Origin of the sequence: Streptomyces daghestanicus (genome assembly GCF_020521275.1) — a bacterium.
In the GTDB taxonomy this organism is placed as follows: domain Bacteria; phylum Actinomycetota; class Actinomycetes; order Streptomycetales; family Streptomycetaceae; genus Streptomyces; species Streptomyces griseoviridis.
Genome location: NZ_BNDX01000010.1, coordinates 97,871 through 121,510 on the forward strand (window position 1 = coordinate 97,871; position 23,640 = coordinate 121,510).

The 23,640-nt window shown below is 73.8% G+C and carries 24 protein-coding genes and 1 riboswitch; of the genes, 12 read left to right on the forward strand and 12 right to left on the reverse strand.

Annotated elements, in window-relative coordinates:
• Nucleotides 1-7: 7 nt before the first annotated feature.
• Nucleotides 8-149, reverse strand: a riboswitch (SAM riboswitch).
• A 155-nt stretch (nucleotides 150-304) separates the two neighbouring features.
• Nucleotides 305-1,249, forward strand: coding sequence for a glucosyl-3-phosphoglycerate synthase (locus Sdagh_RS19405; RefSeq protein WP_189414444.1), 945 nt, complete (start codon nucleotides 305-307; stop codon nucleotides 1,247-1,249).
• 42 nt (nucleotides 1,250-1,291) lie between these two features.
• Nucleotides 1,292-2,689 (forward strand): alpha,alpha-trehalose-phosphate synthase (UDP-forming), encoded by a 1,398-nt coding sequence (locus Sdagh_RS19410; RefSeq protein ID WP_190076649.1) that lies wholly within the window; start codon nucleotides 1,292-1,294, stop codon nucleotides 2,687-2,689.
• 100 nt (nucleotides 2,690-2,789) lie between these two features.
• On the opposite strand, the gene Sdagh_RS19415 is transcribed toward Sdagh_RS19410, so the two are convergent.
• The 4 genes from Sdagh_RS19415 to Sdagh_RS19430 all read right to left on the reverse strand — a co-directional run bounded on the left by Sdagh_RS19415 (nucleotide 2,790) and on the right by Sdagh_RS19430 (nucleotide 5,913).
• Entirely contained in the window at nucleotides 2,790-3,284 is a 495-nt protein-coding gene (locus Sdagh_RS19415; protein WP_189414442.1) for a hypothetical protein, read from the reverse strand.
• 135 nt (nucleotides 3,285-3,419) lie between these two features.
• Nucleotides 3,420-4,280, reverse strand: coding sequence for a trehalose-phosphatase (gene otsB, locus Sdagh_RS19420; RefSeq protein ID WP_189414441.1), 861 nt, complete (start codon nucleotides 4,278-4,280; stop codon nucleotides 3,420-3,422).
• A 56-nt stretch (nucleotides 4,281-4,336) separates the two neighbouring features.
• The gene (locus tag Sdagh_RS19425) at nucleotides 4,337-4,576 is read right to left on the reverse strand and encodes a DUF3263 domain-containing protein (RefSeq protein WP_189414440.1); all 240 of its coding nucleotides are present in this window, start codon (nucleotides 4,574-4,576) and stop codon (nucleotides 4,337-4,339) included.
• 68 nt (nucleotides 4,577-4,644) lie between these two features.
• The gene (locus tag Sdagh_RS19430; RefSeq protein ID WP_442777977.1) at nucleotides 4,645-5,913 is read right to left on the reverse strand and encodes an ABC transporter substrate-binding protein; all 1,269 of its coding nucleotides are present in this window, start codon (nucleotides 5,911-5,913) and stop codon (nucleotides 4,645-4,647) included.
• Between the two features lie 117 nt (nucleotides 5,914-6,030).
• Here Sdagh_RS19430 and Sdagh_RS19435 point away from each other — a divergent pair, with 117 nt between their 5' ends.
• The 3 genes from Sdagh_RS19435 (at nucleotide 6,031) to Sdagh_RS19445 (ending at nucleotide 9,302) form a co-directional block, all read left to right on the forward strand.
• Nucleotides 6,031-6,975, forward strand: a complete 945-nt coding sequence (locus tag Sdagh_RS19435) for an ROK family protein (RefSeq protein WP_189414439.1) — start codon at nucleotides 6,031-6,033, stop codon at nucleotides 6,973-6,975.
• Complete coding sequence (nagA, locus tag Sdagh_RS19440; protein WP_226535456.1) at nucleotides 6,975-8,225, forward strand: N-acetylglucosamine-6-phosphate deacetylase; 1,251 nt, start codon at nucleotides 6,975-6,977, stop codon at nucleotides 8,223-8,225. The genes Sdagh_RS19435 and nagA overlap by 1 nt, the downstream gene beginning before the upstream one ends.
• Before the next feature lie 144 nt (nucleotides 8,226-8,369).
• Nucleotides 8,370-9,302, forward strand: a complete 933-nt coding sequence (locus Sdagh_RS19445) for a 1-phosphofructokinase family hexose kinase (protein ID WP_190076650.1) — start codon at nucleotides 8,370-8,372, stop codon at nucleotides 9,300-9,302.
• Nucleotides 9,303-9,333: 31 nt separating this feature from the next.
• On the opposite strand, the gene Sdagh_RS19450 is transcribed toward Sdagh_RS19445, so the two are convergent.
• Both Sdagh_RS19450 and cdgB read right to left on the reverse strand, forming a co-directional pair.
• The gene (locus Sdagh_RS19450; protein WP_190076651.1) at nucleotides 9,334-10,305 is read right to left on the reverse strand and encodes a CBM35 domain-containing protein; all 972 of its coding nucleotides are present in this window, start codon (nucleotides 10,303-10,305) and stop codon (nucleotides 9,334-9,336) included.
• A gap of 119 nt (nucleotides 10,306-10,424) precedes the next feature.
• Nucleotides 10,425-12,122: a diguanylate cyclase CdgB gene (cdgB, locus tag Sdagh_RS19455; RefSeq protein ID WP_190008898.1), complete on the reverse strand. Its 1,698-nt coding sequence runs from the start codon at nucleotides 12,120-12,122 to the stop codon at nucleotides 10,425-10,427.
• A gap of 340 nt (nucleotides 12,123-12,462) precedes the next feature.
• On the opposite strand from cdgB, the gene Sdagh_RS19460 reads away from it, so the two are divergent.
• Nucleotides 12,463-13,044, forward strand: a complete 582-nt coding sequence (locus tag Sdagh_RS19460) for a flavin reductase family protein (RefSeq protein ID WP_190076652.1) — start codon at nucleotides 12,463-12,465, stop codon at nucleotides 13,042-13,044.
• Nucleotides 13,045-13,056: 12 nt separating this feature from the next.
• Here Sdagh_RS19460 and arfB read toward each other — a convergent pair whose 3' ends face one another.
• A complete protein-coding gene (arfB, locus tag Sdagh_RS19465; RefSeq protein ID WP_370594898.1) occupies nucleotides 13,057-13,500 on the reverse strand; it encodes an alternative ribosome rescue aminoacyl-tRNA hydrolase ArfB in 444 nt (147 codons plus the stop codon).
• A 160-nt stretch (nucleotides 13,501-13,660) separates the two neighbouring features.
• On the opposite strand from arfB, the gene Sdagh_RS19470 reads away from it, so the two are divergent.
• Nucleotides 13,661-14,236, forward strand: coding sequence for a TerD family protein (locus tag Sdagh_RS19470; protein WP_189414433.1), 576 nt, complete (start codon nucleotides 13,661-13,663; stop codon nucleotides 14,234-14,236).
• A gap of 60 nt (nucleotides 14,237-14,296) precedes the next feature.
• Here Sdagh_RS19470 and Sdagh_RS19475 read toward each other — a convergent pair whose 3' ends face one another.
• Complete coding sequence (locus Sdagh_RS19475; protein ID WP_308288753.1) at nucleotides 14,297-14,641, reverse strand: ATP-binding protein; 345 nt, start codon at nucleotides 14,639-14,641, stop codon at nucleotides 14,297-14,299.
• Between the two features lie 323 nt (nucleotides 14,642-14,964).
• On the opposite strand from Sdagh_RS19475, the gene Sdagh_RS19480 reads away from it, so the two are divergent.
• The 4 genes from Sdagh_RS19480 to Sdagh_RS19495 all read left to right on the forward strand — a co-directional run bounded on the left by Sdagh_RS19480 (nucleotide 14,965) and on the right by Sdagh_RS19495 (nucleotide 18,135).
• The gene (locus tag Sdagh_RS19480; protein WP_189414431.1) at nucleotides 14,965-15,819 is read left to right on the forward strand and encodes a helix-turn-helix domain-containing protein; all 855 of its coding nucleotides are present in this window, start codon (nucleotides 14,965-14,967) and stop codon (nucleotides 15,817-15,819) included.
• Nucleotides 15,820-15,830: 11 nt separating this feature from the next.
• Entirely contained in the window at nucleotides 15,831-16,013 is a 183-nt protein-coding gene (locus tag Sdagh_RS19485) for a DUF397 domain-containing protein (RefSeq protein ID WP_189414430.1), read from the forward strand.
• Nucleotides 16,014-16,633: 620 nt separating this feature from the next.
• Nucleotides 16,634-17,395, forward strand: coding sequence for an oxidoreductase (locus tag Sdagh_RS19490; protein ID WP_189414429.1), 762 nt, complete (start codon nucleotides 16,634-16,636; stop codon nucleotides 17,393-17,395).
• A complete protein-coding gene (locus tag Sdagh_RS19495; protein WP_189414428.1) occupies nucleotides 17,392-18,135 on the forward strand; it encodes an SDR family oxidoreductase in 744 nt (247 codons plus the stop codon). Before Sdagh_RS19490 ends, Sdagh_RS19495 begins: the two co-directional genes overlap by 4 nt.
• Here Sdagh_RS19495 and Sdagh_RS19500 read toward each other — a convergent pair.
• The 4 genes from Sdagh_RS19500 to Sdagh_RS19515 all read right to left on the reverse strand — a co-directional run bounded on the left by Sdagh_RS19500 (nucleotide 18,122) and on the right by Sdagh_RS19515 (nucleotide 22,842).
• Nucleotides 18,122-19,045: a LysR family transcriptional regulator gene (locus tag Sdagh_RS19500; protein ID WP_189414427.1), complete on the reverse strand. Its 924-nt coding sequence runs from the start codon at nucleotides 19,043-19,045 to the stop codon at nucleotides 18,122-18,124. The genes Sdagh_RS19495 and Sdagh_RS19500 overlap by 14 nt on opposite strands.
• A 100-nt stretch (nucleotides 19,046-19,145) precedes the next feature.
• Nucleotides 19,146-20,813 carry a hypothetical protein gene (locus tag Sdagh_RS19505; RefSeq protein WP_190076653.1) on the reverse strand — a complete coding sequence of 556 codons (1,668 nt, stop codon included), beginning with the start codon at nucleotides 20,811-20,813 and terminating at the stop codon, nucleotides 19,146-19,148.
• A 107-nt stretch (nucleotides 20,814-20,920) separates the two neighbouring features.
• Entirely contained in the window at nucleotides 20,921-21,553 is a 633-nt protein-coding gene (locus tag Sdagh_RS19510; protein ID WP_189414425.1) for a response regulator, read from the reverse strand.
• Nucleotides 21,553-22,842 (reverse strand): sensor histidine kinase, encoded by a 1,290-nt coding sequence (locus tag Sdagh_RS19515; protein WP_190076654.1) that lies wholly within the window; start codon nucleotides 22,840-22,842, stop codon nucleotides 21,553-21,555. Before Sdagh_RS19515 ends, Sdagh_RS19510 begins: the two co-directional genes overlap by 1 nt.
• 220 nt (nucleotides 22,843-23,062) lie before the next feature.
• Between Sdagh_RS19515 and Sdagh_RS19520 the strand changes: the two genes are divergently transcribed.
• A complete protein-coding gene (locus tag Sdagh_RS19520; RefSeq protein ID WP_190076655.1) occupies nucleotides 23,063-23,629 on the forward strand; it encodes a GlcG/HbpS family heme-binding protein in 567 nt (188 codons plus the stop codon).
• The last annotated feature ends 11 nt before the right edge of the window (nucleotides 23,630-23,640 follow it).

The window sequence follows — 23,640 nt, forward strand, 5'->3', positions numbered from 1 at the left end:
CCCTTTCTCCTCATCTTCCTCACGACGCATCTCGTCGTGAGACGGATTTGGCACCTTCCCGAGCCGGGAGCCCCGCTTCTTCACGAGTGCCGACTGGAGGGTTGCCGGGGCTTCATCGGGCCGTGTCCCTCTGCCCCTCTGGATGAGCTGTATGTGGTTGTCAGCGGTGGCCACCCCCGACATGCGATGGTCATCCGCGTTGTTCAAGACTGTAACCGAAGGCCAGGACAGTTGAGATAGTCGTCCGATGCGCGAGATGGATCACACGAGCGGTGCGTGGTCCGTACAGGGAGGAGCCGGGACCGTGCTGGAAGAAGTCGAGCGGTGGCTGAACGCGCGCTCCTGGTCCGTGACCGACCGGCCGCTCCACCAGATCCTGGCCGCGAAGCAGCGCGGCGGCCAGTCGGTCAGCGTCGTGCTGCCCGCGCTGAACGAGGAGGAGACGGTCGGCGACATCGTCGCGGCCCTCCGCCACGACCTGATGTGCCAGGTGCCGCTGGTCGACGAGATCGTGGTGGTCGACTCCGGGTCGACGGACGCCACCGCGAAGGTGGCCGCGGCGGCCGGCGCCCGGGTCGTGCACCGGGACGAGATCCTGCCGCGGATCGCACCGGTGCCCGGCAAGGGCGAGGTGCTGTGGCGGTCGCTGCTGGTGACGAGCGGCGACATCGTGGCCTTCGTCGACGCCGACCTGAAGGACTTCTCCTCCGACTTCGTCACCGGCATCGTCGGCCCGCTGCTCACCGACCCGGACGTGCACCTGGTCAAGGCCATGTACGACCGGCCGCTCGCGGGCGCGGCCGGGCAGGGCGGCCGGGTCACCGAGCTGATGGCCCGCCCGCTGCTGAACATGCACTGGCCGCAGCTGGCCGGGTTCGTGCAGCCGCTCGGCGGCGAGTACGCGGCCCGCCGGTCGCTCCTGGAGCGGCTGCCGTTCCCGGTCGGGTACGGGGTGGAGCTGGGCATGCTGGTGGACGCGCTGCACCTGGTGGGCCTGGACGCGCTGGCCCAGGTGGACGTGGGGGTGCGCAGGCACCGGCACCAGGACGGGCAGGCACTGGGCCGGATGGCCGCCGCGATCTACCGCACCGCGCAGCTCCGGCTGGCCCGCGGGCATCTGATCCGGCCGGCGCTCACCCAGTTCGAGCGGGGTGAGGCGGGCTTCGAGCCGCGCACCTATTCGGTGGACACCGAGGAGCGGCCGCCGATGCGGGAGATCGCCGAGTACGCCCGGCGCGAGGTGGCGTGAACGTACGTTTGAGCTGGTCGTGACCGGGCTAGGTTGAGGCGTATGGCTTCCACGTCTTCGTCGTTCGGTGCTGCCCAGGTGCTGGTCGCCTCCAATCGGGGACCGGTCTCGTACGAGATCCAGGAGGACGGTTCGCTGCGGTCGAAACGCGGCGGCGGCGGCCTGGTCTCTGCGCTGTCGGCGATCGGGCCGGACGCGAGGGCGCTGTGGGTGTGCTCGGCGCTGTCCGACGGCGACCGGGAGGCGGTGCGGCGCGGGGCCGGCGAGGACGGCGTGCGGATGCTGGACGTCCCGGCGGACGTGCACGCGGACGCGTACAACGGGATCGCCAACTCGGTGCTGTGGTTCGTCCACCACATGCTGTACCAGACGCCGCTGGAGCCGGTCTTCGACGCGGAGTTCCGCCGGCAGTGGGCGTCGTACGAGGCGTTCAACCGGGCCTTCGCCGAGGCGCTGGCCGAGGAGGCCGCCGAGGGCGCGGCCGTGCTGGTGCAGGACTACCACCTGACGCTGGTGCCGGGGATGCTGCGCGAGCTGCGCCCGGACGTGCGGATCAGCCACTTCTCGCACACGCCGTGGGCGCCGGTGGAGTACTTCCGGATGCTCCCGGACGACATCGCCGGGCAGGTGCTGCGCGGGATGCTGGGCGCGGACCGGCTCGGGTTCCTCACCCGGCGCTGGGCGGACGCGTTCACCGCGTGCTGCGAGGCGCTGGCGGGCGGGCTCGGGGAGACGGTCGTCGGCGTGCACGGGCTGGGCGCGGACGCGGACTTCCTGCGGAAGCGGTCGCGCGAGGCGGACGTGGACGAACGGATGGCGGCGCTGCGGGAGCAGATCGGCGAGGGCCGCAAGGTCGTGGTGCGGGTCGACCGGACCGAGCTGTCGAAGAACATCGTGCGCGGGCTGCTGGCCTACCGGCGGCTGCTGGCGGACCGGCCGGAGTGGCGCGAACGGGTGGTGCACGTCGCGTTCGCCTACCCGTCCCGGCAGGATCTGGAGGTCTACCGGGACTACACGGCCGAGGTGCGGCGGGTCGCGGAGTCGGTCAACGAGGAGTTCGGCACGGCGGGCTGGACGCCGGTCGTGCTGCACGTCCAGGACGACTTCGCGCGGTCGCTGGCGGCGTACCGGCTGGCCGACGTGGCGCTGGTCAACCCGATCAGGGACGGGATGAACCTGGTCGCCAAGGAGGTGCCGGTCGTCTCCGACGCGGGGTTCGCGCTGGTGCTGTCCCGGGAGGCGGGGGCGTACGAGGAGCTGGGCGAGGACGCGTTCGTCGTCAACCCGTACGACGTGACGGGGACGGCCGAGGCGCTGCACGAGGCGCTGAGCCTGCCGGACGGGGAGCGGGCCGAGCGGTCGAAGCGGCTGGCCGCGGCGGCGACGGCGCTGCCCCCGGCCCGGTGGTTCCTGGACCAGCTGGAGGCGCTGCGGGGCTGAGTCCCGCAGCCCGGTCGTCCCCCGGCCCCGTCCCGCTGTCTTGTCCTCCTGCTTCGTCCCGCTGCCTCGTCCCGCTGTCTGGTCCCGCTGTCTCGTCCCGCTACTTCGTCAGGACGGCCGGGCAGTAGCCGGTGTCGGCGCCGATCGAGTTGATCTCCGCGTTCGAGCGGGAGTCGCCGGCGTAGTCGATCAGGTCCGTGCACTTGGTGTCCCCCTTGGCCGAGGTGCCCGTCAGCGGGGCCGGGCAGGTGCCGGTGTCGTCGCCGATGGAGTTGATCTCCGCGTTGGAGCGGGGGTCGCCGGCGTAGTCGACGCGGTTGGTGCAGCGGTCGTCGGGCTGGGCGGCCGGGTCCGTGGTGGCGGGGCCGCCGTCCGCGGCGGTGCCCTCGGCGGGGGCGCCGGTCGTCGCGGAGGCCGAGGCGGCGTCCGAGGCGGGGGCGGCCGGGGTGGAGGGCGCGGCGGCGGTCTGCGAGGCGGTCGCGGGGGCCTGGGAGGCAGCGGCGCTGTCGTCGCCGCCACCGCTGCCGCACGCCGTGAGGGTGAGGCCGGCGACGAGGGCGGCGAGGGCGAGCAGCGGGGTCCTGCGAGCGGACATGGTGTCTCCTGTGGGTCGCGGGCCCGGTGAGCGGGCCTTCGTGTTCCAGGAGAGCGGGGAGCGCCGGCCCGGTTGCCTCGCGCGGGGCGTCAGGACGCGCCTGTGACAGACGGGCCGACTGCTCGTGACCTTGTCTCAGGCCAGGCGGCGGGCGAGGGCCGCGAGGAGGGCGACCACTCCGGCCGGGCCGGGCACCTCCAGGTCGGCGCGGCGCTTCAGCTCCGTCACCTCGTCGCTGCCGCTGCACACCAGCAGGCCGGGGGTGCCCTCGGCGCGGAGCGTGTCGACGGCGTCGTAGGCGGGCAGGTCGCCGAGGTCGTCGCCGGCGTAGAGGACCGTGCCGGCGCCGAGGCCGCGGGCGTGGTCGAGGAGGGCGACGCCCTTGTCCATGCCGGGCGGGCGCAGCTCCAGGACCATGCGGCCCGGCTCCACGATCAGCCCGTGGCGGGCGGCGAGGCCGGTGAGCGGGCCGCGCAGGGCCTCGAAGGCGGCCTGCGGGTCGGTGGCCCGGCGGGTGTGGACCGCGACCGAGCGGCCCTTCTCCTCGACCCGGGTGCCCTCCGCCCCGGCCCGCTCCAGCAGCGCGGGCAGTTCGGCGCGGACGGCGGCGACGCCGGGGTGCGGGGCGGGCGCGGAGAGGGTGCCGGTGGCCGCGTCCCAGCGCTCGGCGCCGTAGTGCCCGAGGACGACGAGGTGTTCCAGGCCGGGTACGCCGGCGAAGCCTCCGTGGTGGACGGCGACCTCGGCCGGACGGCCGGTGATCACCGCGACGGAGGCGACCTTCGGGGCGAGCGCGGCCAGCGCGGGCACCGCGTCCGGGTGGGCTCGGGCCTGGTCGGGGTCGGGGACGATCTCGGCGAGGGTGCCGTCGAAGTCGAGCGCGATCACCGCCCGGCCGGGGTCGGCGACCAGCGCGTCGAGCCCCGCGCGCCCGGCCGCGGTGGCGGGGGTCGGCAGGGGGTCCGTAGAGGTGTGTGCGTCCGTGTGGCTGCCCATACGGCGAACCTATCCCCAAGGCGGCGTCCGCACGCCTCGGTGATCGGCCGGGCGGTTCAGCGCTCGGTGCGGCGGGCCGCGCGGACCCGGCGGAGCCGGTTGACCGTCACCGGGTCCGCGGCCAGCGCCCGGGGGTCGTCCAGGAGGGCGTTGAGGAGCTGGTAGTAGCGGACGGGGGCGAGGCCGAGTTCCTCGCGGATCGCGCGTTCCTTCGCGCCGGGGCCGGGGAAGCCGCGGCGCTCCAGCGCGAGGACGCGCAGCTCCCGCTCCCCCAGCGGCTGTCGTTCCTGGTCCATGCCCGCACGGTAACGCCGGGCACCGACAACCGGTGCCGGCCGGCTCGGGCCCGGCACGCGTCGCCGGCCTAGCTCGCGTCGTCGGCCCGGCTCGCCGCGGTCTGGAGCAGCCGGAGCACGGCCCCGGGATCGGCGCCGGGGGCGACCGCCTTGCCGATCTCCTTCTTGATCTGCGCGCTGACCGCCGCCCAGGAGGTCTCGCCCACCGGGTACAGCTCGGAGGTCAGCAGTTCGTCGAGGAAGGGCTTCAGGTCCTGGTCCTCCTCGGCCGCGGCCATGGTCTCGGAGGCGGATCCGGTGACCGGCAGCAGGTCGTAGCGGCGGGAGAAGTCGAGGACGTTCTCGTCGTCGTAGACGAAGTCGAGGAAGGCGCCGGCCTCCTCGGCGTGGCCGTTCTTCTTGAACGCGGTCATCCAGTCGGTGACGCCGAGGGTGCTGCCGCTCGGCCCGTCGGCGCCGGGGGTGGGCACCATGCCGTACTTCACGCCCTGCTTCTCGGCCATCGCCATCAGGGACGGGTGGCCGTTGAGCATGCCGACCTCGCCCTTGGCGAACGCGGCGAAGGCGTCGGCCCGGTTCAGCTTCGCGGGCGGGACGGGTCCGGTGAGGTCCTTGTCGACCAGGTTCTCCTTCAGCCAGGTGAAGGCGGCGGTGTTCTCGGGCGAGTCGATGCTGTAGGTGCCGGTGGCGTCGGTGTAGCCGCCTCCGCCGCTGAGCATCCACTGCATGGTCTCCGCCTGCGCCTCCTCGGGGCCGAGCGGCAGCGCGTACGGGTACGCCACCCCGTCGGCCTTCAGCGCCTCGGCGGCGGCGGCGAGGTCGGCCCAGCTCCTGGGCGCGGACAGGCCGGCCTCGGCGAAGAGGGTCCTGTTGTAGAAGAGGACGCGGGTGGACGCCGCGAACGGCATGCCGTACTGCACCCCGTTGACCCTGCCGGCGGCGGCGAGCTGGGGGACGAAGTCGGCCTGGGTGGGGATGGAGAGCAGGTCGTCGGCCCGGTAGAGGAGGCCCTCGTCCGCGTAGTCGGCGTACGCGCCGATCTGGGCGAGGTCGGGCGCGTCGCCCGCGTCGACCATCTCGCGGACCTTGCGGTCGACGTCGTTCCACGAGTAGACGGTGACCTCGACGTCCACGTCGGGGTGGCCGGACTCGTACGACTCGGCCAGCTCGTCCCAGTACCGCTGCGAGCCGGTGGACTCGCTGTCGCCGTAGTCGGCGGCGACCAGGCGCAGGGTCACGCCGTCCGAACCGCCCGAGCCGATCCCGCAGCCGCCGAGGACCGCCGCCATGCCCAGGGCGGACACCACCGCGATCGTCCCTTTTCCACGCCGCCGCACTCTTCGCTCCCCGCTCCGCCGACCGTTTTCCGCCGACCTTCGTCCGATTAACGGATCAAGGTCTACACCACGCGAGTGGACTAGACCTCTCGCGGGTCATCGGGCCACACTGTCCCCGTGAGACATGTCATCGCCCTGGACGTGGGCGGCACCGGGATGAAGGCCGCCCTGGCCGGGCCGGACGGCGAGCCGCTGCACCGGGCCCGCCGCCCCACCGGCCGCGAGCGCGGCCCGGAGGCGGTCGTCGACGGCATCCTGGACTTCGCCGCCGAGCTGGCCGCGCTCGGCGCGGAGCGGTTCGGCTCGGCCCCGGCCGCGGCCGGCGTCGCCGTCCCCGGCATCGTGGACGACGCGCGCGGCACCGCCGTCTACGCCGCCAACCTGGGCTGGCGGGACGTGCCGCTGCGCGCCCTGCTGAGCGAGCGGCTGGGCGGCGTCCCGGTCGCCCTCGGCCACGACGTGCGCACCGGCGGGCTCGCCGAGGGCCGGATCGGGGCGGGCCGGGGCGCCGACCGCTTCCTCTTCGTCCCGCTCGGCACCGGCATCGCGGGCGCCATCGGCATCGACGGCCGGGTCGAGGGCGGCGCGCACGGCTTCGCGGGCGAGATCGGCCATGTCGTCGTCCGCCCCGACGGCGTGCCCTGCCCGTGCGGGCAGCGCGGCTGCCTGGAGCGGTACGCCTCCGCGAGCGCGGTGGGCGAGGCGTGGGCGGCGGCCTCGGGCGACCCGGCGGCGGGCGCCGCGGACTGCGCCGGGGCCGTGGCGGCCGGGGACCCGGCGGCCGTACGCGTCTGGCGGGAGGCGGTCGACGCGCTGGCCGCCGGCCTGGTCACCGCCCTCACCCTGCTGGACCCCCGCACGCTGATCATCGGTGGCGGGCTGGCGGAAGCCGGGGAAACCTTGTTCACACCGCTCCGGGAGGCCGTCGCACGCCGGATCACCTTCCAGACCCAGCCGTCCATCGTCCCCGCCGCCCTGGGCGACACCGCCGGATGTCTCGGCGCGGGACTCCTGGCCTGGGATCTCCTGAACCCAACGGACCGTACGGAGGAAACGTCGTGATGGCAGCCGACCCAGGGGCGCGGGGCAGCGCCGACACGCGACTCCGTCGCGGAGCGCGACCAGCCACAGCAGAGCCGCACGCCGCGGCGGACCGCGCACCCCTCCTCCTGTCCGGCGCCGACGTCGTCCTCCCCACCGGAACCGTCCCCGGCGGCCGGGTGGCCGTCGACGGCACCCGCATCGCCGCCACCGCCCCCGGCCACGCCCAGGTCATCGACCTGACCGGCCACTGGATCGTCCCCGGCTTCGTCGACCTGCACAACCACGGCGGCGGCGGAGCCTCCTTCGCCGGCGGCACCGCCGAGGACGTCCTCCGGGGCGTCGAGACCCACCGCCGCCACGGCACGACCACCGTCGTCGCCTCCGCCGTCACCGGCGACCTGGACTTCCTCGCCCGGCACGCCGGGATGCTCGCCGAGCTGGCCCAGCAGGGAGAGATCGCCGGCATCCACTTCGAGGGCCCGTTCATCTCCCCGTGCCGCAAGGGCGCCCACGACGAGCAGCTGCTGCGCGACCCCGACCCGGCGGAGGTGCGCAAGCTGATCGACGCCGCGCACGGCCACGCGAGGATGATGACGCTCGCCACCGAGCTGCCGGGCGGCCTGGACTCCGTACGGCTGCTCGCCGAGCACGGCGTGATCGCGGCGGTCGGGCACACGGACGCCACGTACGAGCAGACGCTCCGGGCGATCGACGCGGGCGCGACCGTCGCCACCCACCTCTTCAACGCGATGCCGCCGATCGGCCACCGGGCCCCTGGTCCGATCACCGCCCTGCTGGAGGACGAGCGGGTCACGGTCGAGCTGATCAACGACGGTACGCACCTGCACCCGGCCGCGCTCCGGCTCGCCTTCCACCACGCGGGCGCCGCCCGGGTCGCCTTCATCACGGACGCGATGGACGCGGCCGGTTTCGGCGACGGCCGGTACCTGCTGGGCCCGCTGGAGGTGGAGGTCACCGACGGGGTGGCCCGGCTGGTCGAGGGCGACTCCATCGCCGGTTCCACGCTCACCCTGGACCGCGCCTTCAAGCGGGCGGTGACGGTGGACGGGCTGCCGGTCGAGGACGTCGTCGCCGCGATCTCCGCCAACCCGGCGCGGCTGCTCGGCCTCGCCGACCGGGTGGGGTCCCTGGAGCCGGGCAAGGACGCGGACCTGGTGGTGCTGGACGCCGCGTTCGACGTGGTCGGCGTGATGCGCCGCGGCGCGTGGGTGGTCGAGCCCGGGGCGGCCGGTCAGCGACTGGACTGATCCGTCCCGGAGTCGGGCGGGTCCCGGCCGCCCCGGGGCTGGGCCGACCGCCGTCCGTTTGGCATGATCGAAGCTCCGGAGCACGGCGGAACACTCCGGTACGGACGGACGGACGCACGCACGCACTCGGGGGAGGCCGGCCCGGTGATCCTCACGGTCACGCTGAACACCGCTCTCGACCTCACCTATCGCGTCCCGGCTCTGAAGCCGCACGCCTCCCACCGGGTCACCGAGGTGACGGAACGCCCCGGCGGCAAGGGCGTCAACGTGGCCCGGGTGCTGGCGGCGCTCGGGCACGAGGTGACGGTCACGGGCTTCGCGGGCGGCGGCACCGGGCACGCCGTCCGGGCGGCGCTCGCCGGCCAGGCCCGGCTGGTGGACGCGCTGCTGCCGGTGGCCGGCGCGACCCGGCGCACCCTCGCCGTCGTCGACGAGCACACCGGCGACACCACCCAGCTCAACGAACCGGGCCCGCTGATCTCGCCCGCCGAGTGGCGCGCCTTCCAGGAGGCGTACGAGGATCTGCTCGCCGGCGTCTCGGCGGTCGCCCTGTGCGGCAGCCTGCCGCCGGGCGTGCCGGTGGGCGCCTACGCCGGGCTGGTGCGCTCCGCGCGCGCCGCCGGGGTGCCGGTGCTGCTGGACACCAGCGGGGAGCCGCTGCGCCGGGCGGTCGCCGCCCGGCCCGACCTGATCAAGCCGAACGCGGACGAGCTGGCCGAGCTGACCGGCTCCTACGAGCCGCTGCGGGCCACGCAGGACGCCCGGCGGCGGGGGGCGCGGGCGGTGGTGGCGTCCCTGGGGGCCGAGGGGCTGCTGGCGGTGACCGCGGAGGGCCGCTGGCGGGCCGCGCCGCCCGCCCGGGTGCGCGGCAACCCGACCGGCGCGGGCGACTCGGCGGTCGCGGGGCTGCTGTCGGGGCTGGCCGAGCGGCTGCCCTGGCCGGACCGGCTGGCCCGCGCGGTCGCCCTGTCGGCGGCGACGGTCCTGGCCCCGGTGGCGGGCGAGTTCGACCGGGCGGCGTACGAGGAAGTGCTCGCCCGGGTCACGGTGCTGCCGGAGGCCGGCAGCGCGGCCTGATGCCGTGCGGGCCCGGCGGACCGGGCCGGCCCTACTGGCCCTTCTCCGGCTCCAGCCACACCTGGTCGAGGACCGCGTTGCACTGGTTGCCCTGGTTGCAGGCGATCTCGATGACGTTGGTGCCCTTGTTCAGGTTGACGTTGACCCAGGTGGTCTGCCAGCCCTTTTCCCAGTCGCCCTCGGGCATCTTGCCGAAGTTGGCCATGTTGATGGGCTGGGCGTTCGCCTTGCCGTTGACGACCGCCGTCGCGTCGGCGTCCACGCCCGGGATGCCGTAGCGCACGTAGAGCCGGTAGGTGCCGGAGTCGGCGATGCCGTCCACGTTCCACGTGACCTTGGCGCCGACCGCGTTGAAGCCGGTGACGTAGGCGCCGCCGGCGGACTTGGCTCCCTCGACGTCGGACGCCGTGGTGGCGCCGCCCTGGAGGTCGAGGGTGCCGGCGTCGGCGGCGGGGAGGCCGGAACCGGGGTCGTTCTGCGCGCTGCTGCTGGCCGACGGGGACGGCTCCGACGACTGGGAGGTGGTCGGGGAGGCCCCGCCCGCCCGGTCGCCGGTCTTGTCGTCGTCCGAGCCGCTGCTGGTCATGGCGATGCCGATGCCGATGACGACGGCGGCGACCACGGCGATCGCGCCGATCAGCAGCCCCTTGGTGTTCGGCCCGCGCCGCCCGCCGCGGCTCCCGCGCCCGCCGCCGTGCCCCGGCTGCTGCGGTCCGGCGGGGGCGCCGCCGGGGAGCGTCTCCGGGGCGGCGTAGTGCGGGGCCTGGGTGCCGTAGGGCGCGTTCGGCCGGCCGTAGGCACCCTGCTGCGGCGGGGCCGCCTGCGGGGCGGCGGCCGGCCCGCCGTACTGCCGGGTACCGACCGGGCGCACACGGTTGACCGAGTTCGGGTAGCCGTAACCACCGGACGGCGGCTGGGCCCCGTTGGCCTGCCCGTCGGCGTACAGATAGCCGAAGGGGTCGTCGTCCTCGGGCGTGCTCGCGCCGTTGTTGCCGGGCGTCATCCCTAGGTCTCCTAACCAGGTGCGGTGCGGGTGCGGTACATGTGGTGAGAGGCCGAGCCTACCCGGTGTCGATGACCCGAACGGGTGACGCGGACCGCATCAACTCGCTGACCTGGGGATCATCCCGCCCGCCGATGTTGTTTGGGACGAGATCGTTTCTCGATGTACATCCGCTCGTCCGCGGACTTCAGGACCTCGTCGGCCGTCATGCCGCAGTGCGCCCATCCGATGCCGAAGCTGGCGCCCACCCGGACGGCCCGTCCCTCGGCGCGGATCGGCTGCACGATCTCGTTGCGCAGCCGTACGGCGAGGTCGGCCGCGTCGGCCCGGCCGAGGCCGTCGGCGAGGATGACGAACTCGTCGCCGCCGAGCCGGGCCACGGTGTCGCCGTCGCGGACGCCGCCGGAGAGCCTGCGGGCGACCTCGATGAGGACGGCGTCGCCCGCGTTGTGCCCGAACCGGTCGTTGATCGACTTGAAGCCGTCGAGGTCGCAGAAGAGCACCGCGAGCCCCTTGGTGCCGTCGTCCCGGTCGCCCTCGGGGGCCACGGCGTGCACATGGTGGTCGTGGGTCTCGTACGGCGCCGGGTGCGGCGGGAAGTCGAAGTAGTGGCCGCCGGAGTCGAAGACGGGGTCGCCGGGCGCGGTCTCCGCGTAGGCGCCGTGCGGGGTGTCGCCGTAGGCGGAGTCCATGGCGTCGACCGCGGAGTGCGCCGCCTGGGGGCGGGTGCAGAGCCGGGCGGAGAGGCGGGAGCGCAGCTCGGCGGAGTTCGGCAGGCCGGTGAGGGAGTCGTGGGAGGCGCGGTGGGCGAGGGCCAGCTCGCGGCGCTTGCGCTCCTCTATGTCCTCGACGTGGGTGAGCAGGAAGCGGGGCCCGTCGGCGGCGTCGGCGACGACGCTGTTGCGCAGCGAGACCCAGACGTAGGAGCCGTCCCGGCGGCGCAGCCGCAGCTCGGCCCGGCCGCCCTCGGCGGAGGTGCGCAGCAGGGTGCCTATGTCCTCGGCGTGCACGAGGTCGGAGAAGGAGTAGCGGCGCATCGCGGAGGCGGGCCGGCCGAGCAGCCGGCACAGGGCGTCGTTGGACCGCAGGATGCGGCCGTGCTGGTCGCCGCCCATCTCGGCGATGGCCATGCCGGAGGGGGCGTACTCGAAGGCCTGCCGGAAGCTCTCCTCGCTGGCGCGCAGGGCCTGCTGCTCGCGTTCCAGGCGGACCAGGGCGCGCTGCATGTTGGAGCGGAGCCGGGCGTTGCTGATCGCTATGGCCGCCTGGAACGCGTACATCTGCAAAGCCTCGCGGCCCCAGGCGCCGGGACGGCGGCCGTTGCGCGGGCGGTCCACGGAGAGGACGCCGATCAGCTCGCCGCTGGTGCCGCCGCCCTGCGGGCCGGGGGCGTACATCGGGGCGAAGAGGCGGTCCGAGGGGTGCCACTCGTCCTCGAAGCGGGGCGCGGGCCCGTCGGTGTACCACTGGGGCACGTCGTCGTCGTCGAGGACCCAGCCCTCGGTGTGCGGGATGAAGATCAGGTCGCCCCAGCGCTCGCCCATGTTCAGCCGGCGGTCCCAGGAGGCGCGGGGGCCGACGCGGCCGGTGATGAGCGCCTCGGCGGCCGCGTTCCCGGCGAAGGCGGCGACGACGAGGTCGCCGTCGGGGCGGACGAGGTTGACGGCCGCCATCTCGTAGCCGAGGGCGTGGACGACGCCGTCCGCGACGGTCTGCAGGGTGTCCGCCAGGCTGCGGGCCGTGTTCATGTCGGCCATGGCCTGGTGCAGTTGCCGAAGGGACGCAAGGCGGACGTACGGCTCCGACTCGGTCTCCATGCTCGCCCTCCCCCCGAGACCTCGCAGCGAATCAAGGGTTCTCTTCGGCGCCTTTGCCGGATGGTGCACGATGATCCATCGATGGGGTATCGATGATGCTCTTGCAGCTTCCCCGCCACTGAATCACAGCGCGCTGCCCACTCGGTACACAGGGTCAACAATTCCTACCTCTTGTGACTCAAGTCACAGCGAAAGATGAACAATTGGGCGGGCTTTCCGCACTTTCCCCTTACGCTTCCTGAACGCAAATAGTGACGTTGCTTCTCCGCCCCTGGTCCTAGGTCCCGTCCGGGACCGGAGCCCGATGCGGGAGCGGACGGACGGCCGTTAGCGTGAGGGCGTGTCCGAGACCAGCCCCGCCACCCCGTCCTCCCCCTCCGCCACGGCCGTGCATGCTGAGGGGGTGAGCAACGACGAGTTCCGTGCCGCCATGTCCCGGCTGGCCTCGGGCGTGGTCCTGGTGACCGCCCAGGAGCCGTCCCTGGACCCGGACGACCCCGGCGCCCCGCCCGGGGAGTACGTGGGCATGACCGCCACGGCCTTCCTCTCCGTCTCCCTGGACCCGCCCCTGGTGCTGGTGAGCCTGCGCGAGGGCTCCCGGATGGACGACCTGCTGGACGAGCAGCCCCTGTGGGCGGTGTCGGTGCTGTCGGAGAGCCAGCGGCACATCGCCGGCCGCTTCGCGATGAAGGGCCGCCTCAGCGACCGCCTCCTCTTCGAGGACATCCCCTGTTCCCCGGGCGCGCGGACCGGCGCCCCGCTGGTCGGCGGCGCGCTGGCCACCCTGGAGTGCCGCACCGAGCAGCGGGTGGCGGCCGGCGACCACACGCTGGTCATCGGCCGGGTCCTGACCGCTTCCGTGCCGAGCGCGGAGGGCGGGCCGCTGACGTACTTCCGGGGGCGGTACCGGCAGTTGGGCTGACCGGGCCCGCCGTCAGTCCCAGCCCTTGGGGGAACGCCCCCGCTTGGTCTGCCCGCGCTGCTTCTTCTCCCGCAGCCGGCGCTCGTTGATCCCGCGCGGGACGCGGGTCGGGCGGCGCGGCCTGGGCGGCGGGGCGGTGGCCTCCGCGAGCAGGGCGGCGAGGCGTACGGCGGCGGCCTCGCGGTTGCGCCACTGGGAGCGGTGCTCGGAGGCGCGGACGGTGATGACGCCGTCGGTCAGCCGGCCGGCCAGCCGCTCCAGCGCCCGCCGCTTCCACACCTCGGGCAGCGCCTCGGTGCGGGCGAGGTCGAAGCGCAGCTCGACCTGGGTGTCGCTGGTGTTGACGTGCTGTCCGCCGGGGCCGGACGACCGCGAGAAACGCCACATCAGCTCGGCCTCCGGGAGGGAGACGGAGCCTCGGACGACGTGCGGGCCGGGGCCGGAGACGGGGGACATGGGGTCCATGTTCCCGCGCTCCCGCCGCCCACGTCACCCGAATATCCGAGCCGAGGTAAAGAAAGTAAAGGGAGCTGGAACCTTGCGTACCCCCCTCGTCGTTCATGGGGGTAGCTGTAGCTTTCTTGCCGTACGTACACGAGGGAAGGGACTCCCAACAATGGCTGTAAGCCTGTCCAAGGGTGGCAACGTCTCGCTCACCAAGGAGGCTCCGGGCCTGACCGCCGTCACCGTGGGCCTCGGCTGGGACGTCCGCACCACCACGGGCACCGACTTCGACCTGGACGCCTCCGCGATCGCGGTGAACACCCAGGGCAAGGTCTACTCGGACGCCCACTTCGTCTTCTTCAACAACAAGGAGACGCCGGACCAGTCCATCGTCCACACCGGCGACAACCGCACGGGCGAGGGCGCCGGCGACGACGAGGCGATCAACGTCAACCTGGCGGCCCTCCCGGCCGACATCGACAAGATCGTCTTCCCGGTCTCGATCTACGACGCGGAGAACCGCTCGCAGAACTTCGGCCAGGTCCGCAACGCGTACATCCGCATCGTCAACCAGGCCGGCGGCGCGGAGATCGCCCGCTACGACCTGTCGGAGGACGCGGCCACCGAGACCGCCATGGTCTTCGGCGAGCTGTACCGCAACGGCGCGGAGTGGAAGTTCCGCGCGGTCGGCCAGGGCTACGCCTCGGGCCTGGTCGGCATCGCCCAGGACTTCGGCGTCAACGTCTGACGCGCCCGCCGCCTCTCTCCGGCCCCGTCGAGCCCCGGCCCGGCGGGGCCGAGTGCCGTGTCACGCCGGTCCCGGGGCGGCGCCCACCTCGAACCACAGCAGCTTCCCGGCGCCGCGCCGCCCCGGCAGCGCCTCCCCCGACGACCAGGCGCCCCACGCCTCCGCGTACTCCCGTACGAGGTGCAGGCCGCGTCCGCCGGGTGCGTGCGGGTCCCCCGGGGGCAGGGGCGCCCCTTCCCTGAATGCCTCGGGGACGTGCGGGTGGCCGTCCCACACCCCGACCCTGACCCGCCCGTCCCGCAGCGCCGTGATCCGCAGCGAGCAGCCGCCGCCGGCGTGCCGGTAGGCATTGGTCACCAGCTCCGACACACAGCTCCACGCCGCCGACCAGTTCATGCCGCCCATGCCCGTCGAGCGCGGCCCGCACGGTCACCCGTGCGACACGTGCGGCTCTGGGGTCGTACGGCAGCCGGAGGGCGTACGCCCAGGTGCCGGGCGGGGATACGGTGCGCATGAGTGTCTCCGGGAGGTGAGGGGAGAGAGATGCCTGCCCAACGGCCGGGCTGTGCGGTGGCAGTGCGTATCCGCTTCGCGGGGGCGGGAGTTGGGCGATACGCGTACTACCCTAGAGGCCCTTTGGGAGATTCATCTCCCAAGCTGGAGAGATGCACCCGCAATTGCCTCGTGTGGGTGACGAATCCGCCGCAACGCGACCTGAGAGAGGTGCCTTGCCGCCCGTCAACAACCCCACCCTCCGCCAGCGGCGTCTCGGTACTGAGCTGCGCAAACTCCGTGAGCAAGCCGGATTCACAGTCACCCAGGCCGCAGCGCACCTCGGCGTCAATCAGGGCCGGGTGAGCATGATCGAGACGGGACGCAGCCCGCTCAGCGCGGATCGCGTCCGGGCCATGTCGTCCGCCTATGACTGCGCCGATGAGGAACTGGTCACCGCCCTGGCCGCGATGACCGGTCGGCGGACGCGCGGCTGGTGGGAGGAGTACCGCGAGCATCTGCCTGCGGCCTTGGTCGATCTCGCTGAGCTGGAGCATCACGCCACCGGCTTTCGCGTGGCTCTCGCGATGCACATCCCCGCGCTTCTGCAGACGACCGACCACGCGCGTGCGCTGTTCCGGGCCGTGGTCCCGGCCATGCGGCAGTACGAGATCGAGCACCGCCTCACCCATCGCATCAAGAGGCAGGGCATCCTGTACAGGGACGCCCCTCCTCCGTACTCGGCGATCATTCACGAGTCCGCCCTCCGCATGGGTTTCGGCGGCCCTGCTGTCGCCCGTGCACAGCTCGACCATCTGGTGGAGATGGGTGAACTGCCGCACGTCACCGTGCGAGTGATCCCGTTCGGGGCGAAGCACTACCCCAGCACCGGCCAGTCCTTCGACTACGTGCGGGGCGCCGTGCCCCAACTCGACACGGTCCAGTTGGACACTCACCACGGCGGTTGCGGCTTCCTGGACGCGGAGGCTCAACTGAGCAAGTACCGGGTTGTGTTGGACCACATGGAGTCCTGCGCGCTGGACGCCGCCGAGTCACGCGACCTCATCCACGACCTCGCACGAACGACGTAAGAAGGGCGACCATGACCAGCACCCAATGGCGCAAGTCCTCCTACAGCGGCGACAGCTCGAACTGCGTCGAGATAGCCACCACCCCGACCGCCGTCCTGGTCCGGGACTCCAAGGCCTCAAGTGGAGCGCGGCTCGCCTTTCCTCGTTCCGTCTGGGCGGACTTCCTCTCCCGCTCGGTGAAGGACGTGTGCTGAGGTCTTCTCCCGCAGCCCCGGTGCACGTCCGTGCAAGTCGCTGGTTCCTGTCGCCGCCCCGGCACACGATCGTGCCCACGTACCCGACGACCAGGAGACAGCGGTGGCTCTGATCAAGCTCGGCCAGGACCCGGAGAGTCCGGACGGCAAGTCGCCCACCCTCTGTCTCGGCACCGAGAAGGACACCTACTTGGTGCGGGCTTCTCCGACGCCGACGTGAGAATGCGTCGCCACCGGACGGAGGCGCATTCAGCGTGAGGAAAGACCCTTTCGCAGGTGCCGACGACGACCGGCCCTCGATGACGCTTCGGGTGTCTCGTGATTCACCGCAAGCGGTCCGTCGAGGTCGTACACGCCCGCCCGACCGGCACGACCTGGTCGACGACCGAGCGGTACCGGCTCCGGCGTCACCTGGCTGCGCCTGGATGTGTGAGACCTCGCCCCGGCCTCGCGGGAAACACCCGCAGGAAAACCTTCGTAAGCAGTCTTCATAGGGAACCTCTATAGGAAACCCCTATAGGGCCTACTCACTTTTCGTCTTTGCCTGGGGGTATTTCGGCGGCCTACCGTGAAATGGCCGTCGAGAACGGCGGTGAGTAGAGAAATCGGAGGGCTTGAGAATGGCTGGGGAAACAGGGGCGCGGGGGCTTGTGGGGAAGCGGGCGCTGGTGACCGGGGGGACCCGGGGGATCGGGGCCGCTGTGGTGCGGCGGCTGGTGGAGGCGGGGGCGCAGGTCGTGGCCAGTGCCCGGGGCGGGGCAGAAGGGCTGCCGGACGGGGTCGGGTTCGTCGCGGCGGATCTGCGGACGCGGGAGGGGGTGGAGGCCCTTGCCGACGCCGTGCTGGAGCGGCTCGGCGGGGTGGATGTGCTGGTCGACAACGCGGGTGGGGCGCGGCCGTTCCGGCATGCGTGGGAGATCACCGACGAGGCGTGGCAGGAGCAGCTGGATCTGAACTACCTGGCGTCCGTGCGGCTGGACGCGCTGCTGACGCCGGGGATGCGGGAGCGGCGGTCCGGCGCGGTCGTGCACGTCTCCTCCGCCGCCGTACCCACCTCGGCGCCGCCGTTCCTGCACTACACGGCGGCCAAGGCGGCCCTGGAGAACTACAGCCGGGGACTGGCCCTGGAACTCGCCCCGTTCGGGGTGCGGGTCAACGCCGTGTCCCCCGGGCGGACCGCCACGCCCGGTGGCGAGGCGACGCGGGAGGAGTGGGGGAAGCTGGTGGAGGCAGGGCCGGGCCAGGACGTCACCGCTCCGCCGCTGGGGCGCGAGGGCCGGCCCGAGGACATCGCCGACGCGGTGCTGTTCCTCGTATCGGACCGGTCGAGCTGGCTCACCGGGCGGAACCTCACGGTGGACGGCGGTGAGTTCCCCGCATGAGCGCGTACGACGGCAAGCGGGTCGTGATCACCGGGGGCGGCAGCGGGATCGGCTTCGCCACGGCGGAACTGCTGGTGCGGGCCGGGAGCCGGGTGGTGATCACCGGACGGGACGAGCAGAAGCTCGACGCGGCCCTGCGGCGGCTGGGGGCGGGCGCGGCGGCGGTCCGCGGGGATGTGGCCTCGCTCGCCGACCTGGACGTGCTGGCGGAGCGGGTGCGGGCGGAACTCGGCGCGGTGGACGCCCTGTTCGTCAACGCGGGCGTCACCAGCGCGTCGCCCTTCGAGGAGACGACCGAGGCGATGTTCGACGCGTCCTTCGCGGTCAACGTCAAGGGCGCCTTCTTCACCGTGCAGAAGCTCGCCCCGCTGCTGGCCCCCGGCGCCGGCGTCGTCCTGACCACCTCGGTCGCGAACGTCATGGGTCTGGCGGAGACCAGTGTCTACGCGGCCGGCAAGGCGGCGCTGCGCTCGCTGGCCCGCAGTCTCTCCCGGGAGCTGCTGCCGCGCGGCGTCCGGGTCAACGCGGTCAGCCCCGGGCCCGTGGACACGGGCATCCTGGAGGGCGCGATGGGCGCGGAGGCCGCCGCCCGGTTCAAGGCGGACCGGGTCGCGGAGAACCCCATGGGGCGTTTCGGGACGCCGGAGGAGATCGCCCGCGCGGTGGCGTTCCTGGCCTTCGACGCCACGTACACCACGGGCGCCGAGCTGGTGGTCGACGGAGGCGTCACCCAGTTGTGAGCAGCCGCCCCGGCCCGCTCGCGGAGAAGCCGGTGTGCGGCCAGGTCTCCTGCCGCAGGAACTCCAGCAGCGCCGTCTCGGCCGGCCCCGCGTCGGGGCGTACGGCGGCGACGGTGGGCAGGGTGACGGCGGGCGAGACGGGCCGGGTGAGGTGCTCGAAACCGGGCAGCACCGCGGAGGTCGGCACCAGTGTCACCCCCAGCCCGTGCGCCGCCCAGCGCACCGCCGTCGCCGTCTGCGACACCCGGGCGACGGTCGCCGGGGCCAGGCCGTTGTCCCGCAGGACCTCCCGGAGCACCCCGTCGAGCGCGCTGTCGTGGTCGAACCTGATCCACGGCTCCCGCTCCAGCGCGCGCAGCCCGACCCGCTCCTCGGCGAGGAGGTGCGCGTGCTCGGGGCCGGCCACCACCACGAACTCCTCGTCACCGAGGTGGTGGCCCGTGTACAGGTCCTCCTTGCACGGGCCGGCCATCAGGCCGAGGTCGACCACGCCCCGGCGGGCGAGCCGCTCCAGCTCGGCGGGGTTCGCCTCCTCGAAGACGGTGACCTCCAGGCGCGGGAAGCGGCGGCGCAACGCGCTGAGCGCGCCCGGGAGCTGGCGGGTGCCCAGGCCCATCTGCGCGGCGACGACGAGTTCGCCGTCCAGTTCCTCGGCGCCGGCCCGTGCCGTCGCCCGCGCCCGGCGGGCCGCCCGTACGGCGACCTCCGCGTCGCGCAGGAAGGCGCGGCCGACCGCGGTGGGCACCAGGCCGGTCGGCGTACGGGCGAACAGGACGACGCCGAGGTCCCGTTCCAGGGAGCGGATCTGCTGGGAGACCGACGGCTGGGCGACGTGCAGGGACTCCGCCGCCGCGGTGACCGAGCCCGCTTCGGCCACCGCCAGGGCGTACTCGAACTGGCGGAGACTCATCGCCGCGTGGCCCCTCTCCCCCACCGGCCGGTCGTTCGGACACGGCTGCAACGCCGGTCCGGCCTCGGCGTATTCCCGGGTTCACCGGGGCCGGTCCGGGTCACGCCGAGGAGAGCTGCTCCGCGATCTCCTTGATCCAGTCGGCGGTCTTCTCCGGGTTGTTCAGGGACGTCCTCCACTCGTCGGGGGACAGCTTCTGGTTGTCCGGGCCGGCCTTGAGGGCGACGAGGAACTCCCGGGCCGCCTCCCGGATGTGGTCCTCAGTGGCGCCGCTGCCCGGGATGTCCGGGCCGGCCGCCAGCCGGTACAGCCGGCGTGCCATGAGGTCGCGTTCGCCGTTCACCACCTTCTTGGTGAAGTGCACGGCCTCCTTCCACGCCTCCTTGCGGGAGACCGGCTTCGCCGGGACCTCGCCCGGGTCGACGTAGTCGTGCGGGTGGCGGACCGCGTTGTAGCGCTTCACGCCCGCGCGGCCCGCCCGCCAGCCGGTGACGCTGCCGACCACGAGGGCCGCGCCGCCGGCCAGGCCCCAGCCGACCGGGTTGCTCGCCAGGGCCGCGCCGCCCGCGGTGGCGGCGACCGCCGTCACGACACCGCCCGCCACCTTGGTGCCCTCGCCCAGGGCGGTGAGCGCCTGCTTGCCCAGTTTGTTGTGCTGCTTGCCCAGCGCGTAGTCGTGCACCGTGTGCAGCGTGTTCGCGTCGTACGCGGCCCGGACGGCCCTGATCGCCTCTCCGACGGCGTGGTTCGCCTTCTCGGCCGCCTCCATGGCCGCCAGTACGCGCTCCACCTGGCCGTCGCCCTCGTGCCGCCAGTGCAGTTCCACCGCGAGGCTCGCCTCGGCCGCGGTCCGCACGGCCGTGTCCCGTGCCTGCTTCAGCCGGCTCAGTTCCTGGTCGTCGGACCGGGCGGGCAGGTCGAGTTGTCTCAGGTCGCGGTACTTGCGGGTCGTCAGGGCGATACGGGACAGGGCCCGGCCGCTCTTGACGGCGCCGGAGACGCCGGAGGTGATACCGCTCGCCTCGGCCATGGTCGCGGCCTGCGTGAACTTCTCCGCCTTGAACAGCTCCTTGACGAGGGCGAAGCCGTAGCTCGTGGAGCTGACGGCGCCGACGGCGGCGTCCGCCGTCTTGGTGTCGGCCTTCTTGTCGGCCCGGTGGAAGGCCGCGCCCTTCCCGTGCTTCCTGGCGTCCGCCTTGGCCGCGCTCGCGTCCAGGGCGCTGAGCCCGGTGTTGGCCAGCTCGGTGAAGAGGTTGCCCGAGGCGGCGCCGGTGCCGGAGGCGGCGGCGGAGTGTTTCAGTCCCTCGTTGGCCGTGGCGGCGGCCTCCTGGGAGACGCCCGCGTTGACGGGGACGTGGACCGCCTTGATCCAGGTGTCGATGGTCTCGGCGTTCTTCTTCGTCCGGTCGAAGACGGCGGTGACGCGGTCGCGGGCGCTCGTCTTCTTCCGCGCGGTCGCCGTGTCGTCCTGCGGGGCGGCGGTGGTGTTCTCCGCGGCGGCGGTCTCGGCGGTGGCGGTGGTGTTCCCGGGGGCCGTCGTGGTGTCCGGGGGCGCCCCCTGCTCCTGGGCCGTGCCCTCCGCCGTGGCTCTGGCACGCTGCACCGCCGCGGTCACCGCCCGGTTGCCGGCCGCCGACTGCATGTCCAGGAGGGCCCGCCGCGCCGGGTGCGAAGAGGGGCCGCCGCCGCGGTCCCGGTCCGGCCGCCGCAGCGGTACGGAGGGGGCTGCGGGCTTCCGGACGGAGGTGCGAGGGGCCGGGGTGCTCATGGACGTACCTCTCCTGTGCCGGACCGGGCGTGGGGACAGTAGCCAGGCCCGGCCAACGCCAGAGGAGCGCAAGGAGAGCGGCGGGGGAACAGCACGCGGATGCCGCGTCACGGCAGCAGGCGCTGCTCCTTCGCCACCGCGACCGCGCCCGCGCGGGTGTCGACGCCGAGCTTGTCGTAGACGCGGCGCAGATGGGTCTTCACCGTGGCCTCGCTGATGAACAGGGCGCGGGCGATCTCGCGGTTGCCGAGGCCGCGGGAGAGCTGGGCGAGGATGTCGCGTTCGCGGCCGGTGAGGGCGGGGCGGGGGCTGCGCAGGCGGGCCATGACCCGGTCGGCGACCGGTTCGGAGAGGGTCGTACGGCCCCGCGCGGCGGCGTGCACGGCGGCGAACAGCTCCTCGGGGCGCTCGGCCTTGAGGAGGTAGCCGGTGGCGCCCGCCTCGATGGCGCGGGTGACGTCGGCGTCCGTGTCGTACGTGGTCAGGACGAGGACGCGGGGGCCGGGGCCGGGGGCCGTGGTGAGGCGGCGGGTGGTCTCGACGCCGTCGATGCCCGCGCCGAGGGAGAGGTCCATCAGGACGACGTCCGGGGCGAGCCGCGCGGCGAGGGCGAGGGCCTCCTCACCGGTGCCCGCCTCGCCGGCGACCTCGATGCCGGGGGCGCTGTCGAGCAGGGCGAGCAGACCGGCGCGCACGACGGCGTGGTCGTCGCAGACGAGGACGCGGACGGGGTCGTTCATCAGGGGTTCTCCGGGGTGTCCAGGGGCGCCGGGGGTGCCAGGGGGACGGCGGCGGTGACGACCGTGCCCTCGCCGGGCGCCGACTCCACCGTCAGGGTGCCGCCGAGCCGGCGGAGGCGGGCGCGCATCGCGGGCAGGCCGTGGCCGCGGGTGCCGCCGGGAGGAGGGGCGGCCGGGGGGAAGCCGCGGCCGTCGTCGCCGACGTCCAGGCGGGCCTCGTCGTCGAGGACGGTGAGGGTCAGCGCCGCACCGGTGGCGTCCGCGTGTTCGCGTACGTTGGCCAGGGCGCCCTGGGCGATGCGCAGCAGCGCCGACCGCACCCGGTCGGGGAGGGCGTCGGTCGGGCCGTCGACGTGGACGCGGACGGTGAGGGCCTCGTCGGACTCCCGCTCGGCCAGCGCCCGCAGGGCCGCCGGGAGGGAACCGCCCCCGGCCAGGTCGGCCGGGGCCAGGTCGTGGACGAAGCGGCGGGCCTCGGTGAGGTTGTGCTCGGCGACGGACGCGGCGGAACGGACGTGGGCACGGGCCTTGCCCGGGTCGCTCCGCCAGACCCGGTCGGCGGCCTGCAGCAGCATGCGCTGGCTGGACAGGCCCTGGGCGAGGGTGTCGTGGATCTCCATGGAGAGCCGCTGGCGTTCGGCGAGGGTGCCGGCGCGGCGTTCGGAGGCGGCGAGTTCGCGGCGGGTGCGGACCAGGTCGTCTATGAGAGCGCGCTGCCGGGCCGCCTGCCGTTCGGAGTGCAGGAAGACGGCGGTGGCGAGGGCCGCCACGGCGGGCGGGGCGAGCAGCAGGTTCGGGTCGAAGCCGGCGGCGAGGCGGAGCTGGGCCGCGACCACGAAGACGGTCAGGACGGCGACCAGGACCAGGGCGGCGCGGGCCGGGAGGGTGCGCAGGCCGGTGTAGAAGAGGGGCACCGCGCACCAGGCGAAACTGGGCGCGAGGACGACGAGGACCATCCAGACGGCGAGGACCGCGGCGAGCCGGCCGAGCAGACCGAGCCGACGCCGTGAGGGCCGGGGGTGGCGGGGGCGGCCGTCGCCGAGCACCGGGCCCAGCACGTGCAGCGCGGCCAGGGTGAGCGACAGGGCGATGACCCAGGGGGTGCGGGGTTCGCCCGGGTGGCGCAGGAGGAAGCGGGCCAGGGCGCCGCCGAGGAGGAGGAAGAACGCCGTGTGCAGGACGGCACCCAGCCGCCGGGCGTCGGGGTCACGGGGGTCCGGGTGCGGGTCGGGGTGACCCGGAGGGTGCGGCTCCGAATCGTCGGGCTCCGGAGCGTACGGCTGTGTCATGCGCGGGACCTCCTCCCACCTGGTCGTACCGGACGGACCCGTTCATTGTCGCCGTCCGCCCGGGAGGCGGGGGTCGACCGATCGGACGACCCCCGGGTCGTCCGTCGCGCCGGTCCGGAGCAGCCGGAACGGTGACCGTGCGGGCCCGGTCGCGGGCGGAGGGTGGAGGTCAGCAGGCGCCGGGTCGCAGCAGGCCGCCCGGCCGGTCCTAGGAGCCTCCATGTCCCACGCGAAGAAGACCTTCTCCCGCCGTGCCCGCGTCGCCGCCGGCGCCACCGTGCTCGCCGCCGTCGCCGCCACCGCCTTCGGCGCGGTCTCCGCCAACGCCTCCGCCCCGGCCGCCGCGCCCGCCTCCGCCGTCTCGGCCCTCTCGTCCGGTACGACGACCACCTCCACGCACCTCACCGTGGACGCCGCGGCCAAGGCGGCGCAGGCCGCGCTGGACGCCGCGGAGCGGGAGAACCAGAAGGTCACCGTCGCCGTCGTCGACCGCAACGGCAACACCGTCGTCACCCTGCGCGGGGACGGCGCCGGACCGCAGTCGTACGAGTCGGCCGAGCGCAAGGCGTACACCGCCGTCTCCTGGAACGCGCCCACCTCCGACCTGGCCGGGCGCCTGGAGTCCGCGCCGAACCTGAAGGACATCCCGGGCACTCTGTTCCTGGCCGGCGGGGTCCCGGTCACCGCGAGGAACGCGCCGGTCGCGGGCATCGGGGTCGCGGGTGCCCCCTCGGGCGACCTGGACGAGAAGTTCGCCCGCGCGGGCGCGGCGGCGCTGGGCCGCTGACCGGAGGCCCC